This is a genomic window from Thermocladium sp. ECH_B (genome assembly GCA_001516585.1).
In the GTDB taxonomy this organism is placed as follows: domain Archaea; phylum Thermoproteota; class Thermoprotei; order Thermoproteales; family Thermocladiaceae; genus Thermocladium.
In genome coordinates, this window is record LOBW01000103.1 from 1 (window position 1) to 4827 (window position 4827).

Annotated in this window: 6 protein-coding genes; 3 read left to right on the forward strand and 3 right to left on the reverse strand. The window is 44.5% G+C overall.

Annotated features, from left to right (window positions below; translation table 11 throughout):
• The first annotated feature begins 168 nt into the window (after nucleotides 1-168).
• The 3 genes from AT710_09150 to AT710_09160 all read left to right on the forward strand — a co-directional run bounded on the left by AT710_09150 (nucleotide 169) and on the right by AT710_09160 (nucleotide 1586).
• Nucleotides 169-372, forward strand: a complete 204-nt coding sequence (locus tag AT710_09150) for a hypothetical protein (GenBank protein ID KUO90344.1) — start codon at nucleotides 169-171, stop codon at nucleotides 370-372.
• A complete protein-coding gene (locus AT710_09155) occupies nucleotides 366-920 on the forward strand; it encodes a hypothetical protein (protein KUO90345.1) in 555 nt (184 codons plus the stop codon). The genes AT710_09150 and AT710_09155 overlap by 7 nt, the downstream gene beginning before the upstream one ends.
• 249 nt (nucleotides 921-1169) lie before the next feature.
• Complete coding sequence (locus AT710_09160; GenBank protein KUO90346.1) at nucleotides 1170-1586, forward strand: hypothetical protein; 417 nt, start codon at nucleotides 1170-1172, stop codon at nucleotides 1584-1586.
• A gap of 113 nt (nucleotides 1587-1699) precedes the next feature.
• On the opposite strand, the gene AT710_09165 is transcribed toward AT710_09160, so the two are convergent.
• The 3 genes from AT710_09165 to AT710_09175 all read right to left on the reverse strand — a co-directional run bounded on the left by AT710_09165 (nucleotide 1700) and on the right by AT710_09175 (nucleotide 4762).
• Nucleotides 1700-3946: an extensin gene (locus AT710_09165; protein KUO90347.1), complete on the reverse strand. Its 2247-nt coding sequence runs from the start codon at nucleotides 3944-3946 to the stop codon at nucleotides 1700-1702.
• A 65-nt stretch (nucleotides 3947-4011) separates the two neighbouring features.
• Entirely contained in the window at nucleotides 4012-4557 is a 546-nt protein-coding gene (locus AT710_09170; GenBank protein KUO90348.1) for a cytidylate kinase, read from the reverse strand.
• Between the two features lie 7 nt (nucleotides 4558-4564).
• On the reverse strand, nucleotides 4565-4762 hold the full coding sequence (locus AT710_09175; GenBank protein KUO90349.1) for a hypothetical protein: 198 nt from the start codon (nucleotides 4760-4762) through the stop codon (nucleotides 4565-4567).
• Nucleotides 4763-4827: the final 65 nt, after the last annotated feature.

The window sequence follows — 4827 nt, forward strand, 5'->3', positions numbered from 1 at the left end:
CCCCATCCATGGATCCCAGGGACTCAAGGATATATATTAGTGCGGGGACACGTTACGCGTTGCTCGCGCCCTATTTAGGGCTTCCCCACACAATTATTCCCTCGTTCAGAGATTAAAAACCTTACCCCGCCCTAAAGGGCGAGGCTTGTCATTCCTTTGTCAAGGGCTATGAGTGAGTTCGGCTCCATTGCAATAATTGCGTATTATGTATTGACTGGCCCCATTAGGGGGATGCCGGCCCCCATATTAATATATAATACTTATTCCTATGCTGGCGTGTCGCCAGCCGTTGCTCAATCCGCTGCGCTAGTACTGGTTGGGTTACTACTGGTATTGATTAGGGCGGCGTCGGTGGGGCAGCGATTATGGTGATGAAGGCTAGATTAATCAAGACCTATCCAGGCTTTAAATTGCTAGCTGAATTATATATTGATGGACCTATCATATTGGTTGGCAGAAATGGAAGTGGGAAAACCACTCTTCTTAGACTAATTGCAGGTCTAGAGCGGCCTGATCAAGGAGCGATTGAAGTTAATGGAAGAAACGTGACTAATTTACCGCCTTGGCAACGGAGAATAGCCTATGTATCGCCCGAGACCTATATACCACACATGAAGGTCAAGGACCACCTAAGGCTGGCTCAACGCATGAAGTTGGATCACATTATGGACTTGTTAAGAGAATACTCTATACCATTTGAGGAAAGGGTTGGAAAACTCAGCATGGGCCAAAGGGAGGTAGTTGCCATACTAACAGCTATAGCAGCGGACCCAGCAGCGCTACTAATTGATGAAGCTGCTTCAAATATTTCTAGAAGACGGGAATTACTGGAAAGAATAATTGAAATAATAAAACCGAGAAGCATGGATATGATATACGTGTCGCAAGTAAAGGAGGACTCAGAATTATTTGACTCATAGCTTTATATCGAGAATGGTCGACTAATCCCCTCCCCGCCATAAAGGGACTGGACATGCCGTTCACTTCATAATTATGAGACTCATTCAAAAGAGCAGCAATACTAGTTTTCTAACGCATTACTTCTTGTAATTGCGTGTCCACTGAGTGGTAACGCAAATGATAAGATAAACACGATTGCCATGCCTCATTCATAGATCCATGTTATTGGGCGAATTAATGCTTATATAGTTGAACTGATCGGGTCTGTCATGAAGTATAGATTAATGGATGTGCTTGCATGCCCTTATGATAAGACGTTTCCCCTAAGGCTGGTGGTGTTGAGCGAGAATGTGAAGGATCGGGAATATACAGGCAAGGTACCGTTCTGTGAGCTATATTGTGCATATAAGGGGATGAATATTAAGGATATGGAGGACCCAAGCAAAGCACCGTGTGCTGAGTGCTATAAGCATGAAATAGGGGAGGGCATACTATACTGTGAGAAGTGCCATAGATGGTACCCAATAAAGGAGGATATACCGATATTGCTGCCCGATGAGTTAAGGAACATTAATGAGGATAAAGAGTTTCTAAGCAAGATTAAGGATAAGTTGTCAAAAATAGATCCAAAGCTAGCCGAGGACATAATTAACAATGGCAATCCAATCAACCTGAAACAGGGCTGAACCAAAAATGGACAAGGAATGAACCATAAATGGAATACGCATTACATAATTTATCCTTCAGGGATCACTCCATAAGACGGTAACCAACGGTTATCGAGCTATAAGTAATAAAATTAGTTGCCTAAGTAATCCGAGATATCGCCGCTGGGCTCCTCATCTCTTGGAACTCGCGTTATTTTACCTGTCTCTAATAGTTTCTTTGCTTGTTCCACCAATGAGCGGGCGAGGGTGGATCCTATACCCCTCACTTCCTGTAGCCTAGCTGGTGATGCAGTGGCTATATCCTCAATTGATTTGAAGCCGGCCTTATATAATTCCCTTGCCCTTGCACGTCCTATTCCCTCTAGGTTTAGCGCTAATTCAAGTGCATCGGCCTTTATCCCATACTTAACTCTGTATCTGAGGATATCTATTTTGCCGGATAATTCCCTTAGCTTAAGTACCTTGCTTAACTCAACCATGGCGCCCAATAACCAATCTAGTTGATCTATATACATTCGTAGGTCGCCTGGCTGCGCATCGTATTGCTTAAGGAGTGTGTCCTCATCTATCTCATTTATCCAATCCATAATCATTAGCGCCGTCTTTAATTCCTCCATTAATGGATGGAGCTCCTCCTCATCATAATCAGGTATAGTGGGAGGCATTAAAGGCAACTTAGACCAACGACTCATCAATTCATCGGCCCATTTATCTTCCTCGCTCTTCCTGACCCTAAGCTTAGGTACTTTCCGGGATTTAACTGCCAGAAAAAGTATTCCCAGGTAAGTGGCTTTCCCGCTTAATTGACTTAATCCCCTTATATAATCATTGGCGGTATATGGATCTAAGTAGGTCCTATTAACGGCGAGCCCCAGTGGAGTGGCTGAGAACTCGCCGTTTCGTTCCTCTATGAAGCCGGACTCAACAAGGAACTTAAGCATGTCGTTAACCCGCCTCATCAATACATTGCGTTGAATCACGTTGCTGCTTATCTTATATTGGGCATATGCTAATGTATTTGATAGGAATTGGAAAATTCCATCCATATCATCGGCATAGCCGCTCGCTATTATTGAGAGCAGATTAAAGGCCATGTTTTCCTCCACGAAAAAGCGGGAAACCACGTGCTCGGGTTCTGCATTTATATATAGATCAAGCAAGCGATGGGCCTCTCTCTCAGTTGATGCAATTAAGATGGCCTCGCCATACGGATCCAGGCCAGGCCTACCCGCTCTTCCAGCCATTTGTTTATACTCCATTACAGGTATATCCAGCATGCCCTCCCCCACCTCATACCTCCTGTAATCACTTATGATGACGCGCCTAGCCGGTAAGTTAACGCCGGCAGCCAATGTGGTTGTTGAGGCAAGGACCTTGATCACTCGTTCCCTAAATGCCTCCTCTATTAATCGCCTAACCTCTAGCTCCAGCCCTGCATGGTGAAACGAGGCGCCGCACCTTATTAATTGGGCAAGTTCATCGCCCAATAACTTAGAGCTGGATGCTTTCNTGATGTCCTCGGCAACACGTGATGCTGCATCTACGTCAATTAGCTTACTTGGGGAGTCACATATTAGCCTTGATAATTGCTTTGCTATCTTGACGGCGCCGGATCTTGATGATGAGAACACGAGGGCTTGGCCGCCGCTCTGCAGGGAATCAAGCNCAAGAGATGTAACTGGCTCCCCAACGTCATGTACCTTGGTTTTAGAACCATCGCTGAACAATATGATTGGCCTCAGATAAACCCCCTCCTTAAGCGGTATTGGNCTCCAACTAGTCTTAACTAACTTTGCCCCTAGCCAGGCCGCTAATTCCTCCGCGTTTCCTATGGTTGCGCTCAGCCCGATTATTTGAGGCGTTAAGCCTAGCATTCGCATTTTAGATATTATTGATTCTATTATTGGGCCCCTCTCGGAGTCCCCCACATAGTGTAATTCATCCACTATTAATTGACCAACATCCCCCAGCCACGAGGGTTTATGCCTTAAAATGCTATCCAACTTCTCATAAGTCGTTATTATTATATCGAATGATTCAAGCCATTTATCGTCGCTATCGTATTCCCCCGTGGACGCCGTTATCCTTACTCCTAGTTCCTCATATATCTTGAAATCCATGAGCTTCTCGTAAGCTAATGCTTTAAGGGGAACGGTAACTATCGTTTTCTTATCATTCATTAACACGTTGCTGACCGCCGCTATTTCGGCTAGTAATGTCTTACCGCTGGCCGTTGAGGTGACCATGATTATGTTCTCTCCATTAAATATGCCGCTCCTAACTGCCTCTTCTTGGGGTGGGTATAGCGACTTAACATTGCGCTTCTCCGCTATAAATGACTTAAGCACGTCTGGCAGCGATAGATCAAGCACCAGCATCTANTCATCAATTAAAATAAGGGTTTAATACTCTATCGGGAACTAGTTTGCTCGTGGGGGCGTAATTATAATGGCGCCGGATACCTTATTAATTGCTTAACGTACTCCATTATTACATCCAATACATTTGGTGGATCTATCCTGGTTGTATCTATAACTAAGTCGAATATGGAGAGGTCGCGAACATCGAAGCCGTAGATTTCCTTATATCGTTTCCTATTGGATTCCTCTCTGCTCCTTATCTCAATTAATGCATCACTAATTGATCTACCATCCCTAGCAGCTAACCTATTGGCCCTTACCTCCTCACTGGCCTTTAGATAGATCTTAACATCAGCGATTCCCCGAAGAACCCAAGCAACGAGNTGCCCCTCTATTACTATATTGCCTTTCTTAGCTTCCTCCAATGTATATGAATCCACCATTTTATCAATGGAGTGATCGGACTCGGCCAACTTATGTAACTCAATCAATGATACGCCTCGCTCTCGCGCAGCTCGCCTAAATAACTCACCTATGGACACAGTCCTGTAACCAAGTCGCCAAGCAAGTAGTTTAGCTATTGTAGTTTTTCCGCTGGCAGCTTCCCCACTTATCGCTATTACGCCCATGCTTGGATCACTGAGAAACCAACACGCTAAGCTTTATAGCTGTGGATAGGCAATTACCGCAAATATAGCCACCAAATGGCCTGCTTGATTTCTTAATTGGTTTCCCGCATACGGCGCACCTAGTAGTTTTATTCCTTGACTTAACTACATCCCTCTTCACATCGCCGCTGGGAACCTTTCTAATACTAACTACTTTCTTTGCCATAGAAAAGCAATGCCATTCACTCTTTAAAAGATTATGCCACTTAATGTGAGCTACCCCGCCCTTAA

What these genes read in the sequence shown, in the direction of transcription:
- AT710_09150 (KUO90344.1), top strand. Translation starts at nt 169, where the DNA reads ATGAGTGAGTTCGGCTCCATTGCAATAATTGCGTATTATGTATTGACT.
- AT710_09155 (KUO90345.1), top strand. Translation starts at nt 366, where the DNA reads ATGGTGATGAAGGCTAGATTAATCAAGACCTATCCAGGCTTTAAATTG.
- AT710_09160 (KUO90346.1), top strand. Translation starts at nt 1,170, where the DNA reads ATGAAGTATAGATTAATGGATGTGCTTGCATGCCCTTATGATAAGACG.
- AT710_09175 (KUO90349.1), bottom strand. Translation starts at nt 4,762, where the DNA reads ATGGCAAAGAAAGTAGTTAGTATTAGAAAGGTTCCCAGCGGCGATGTG.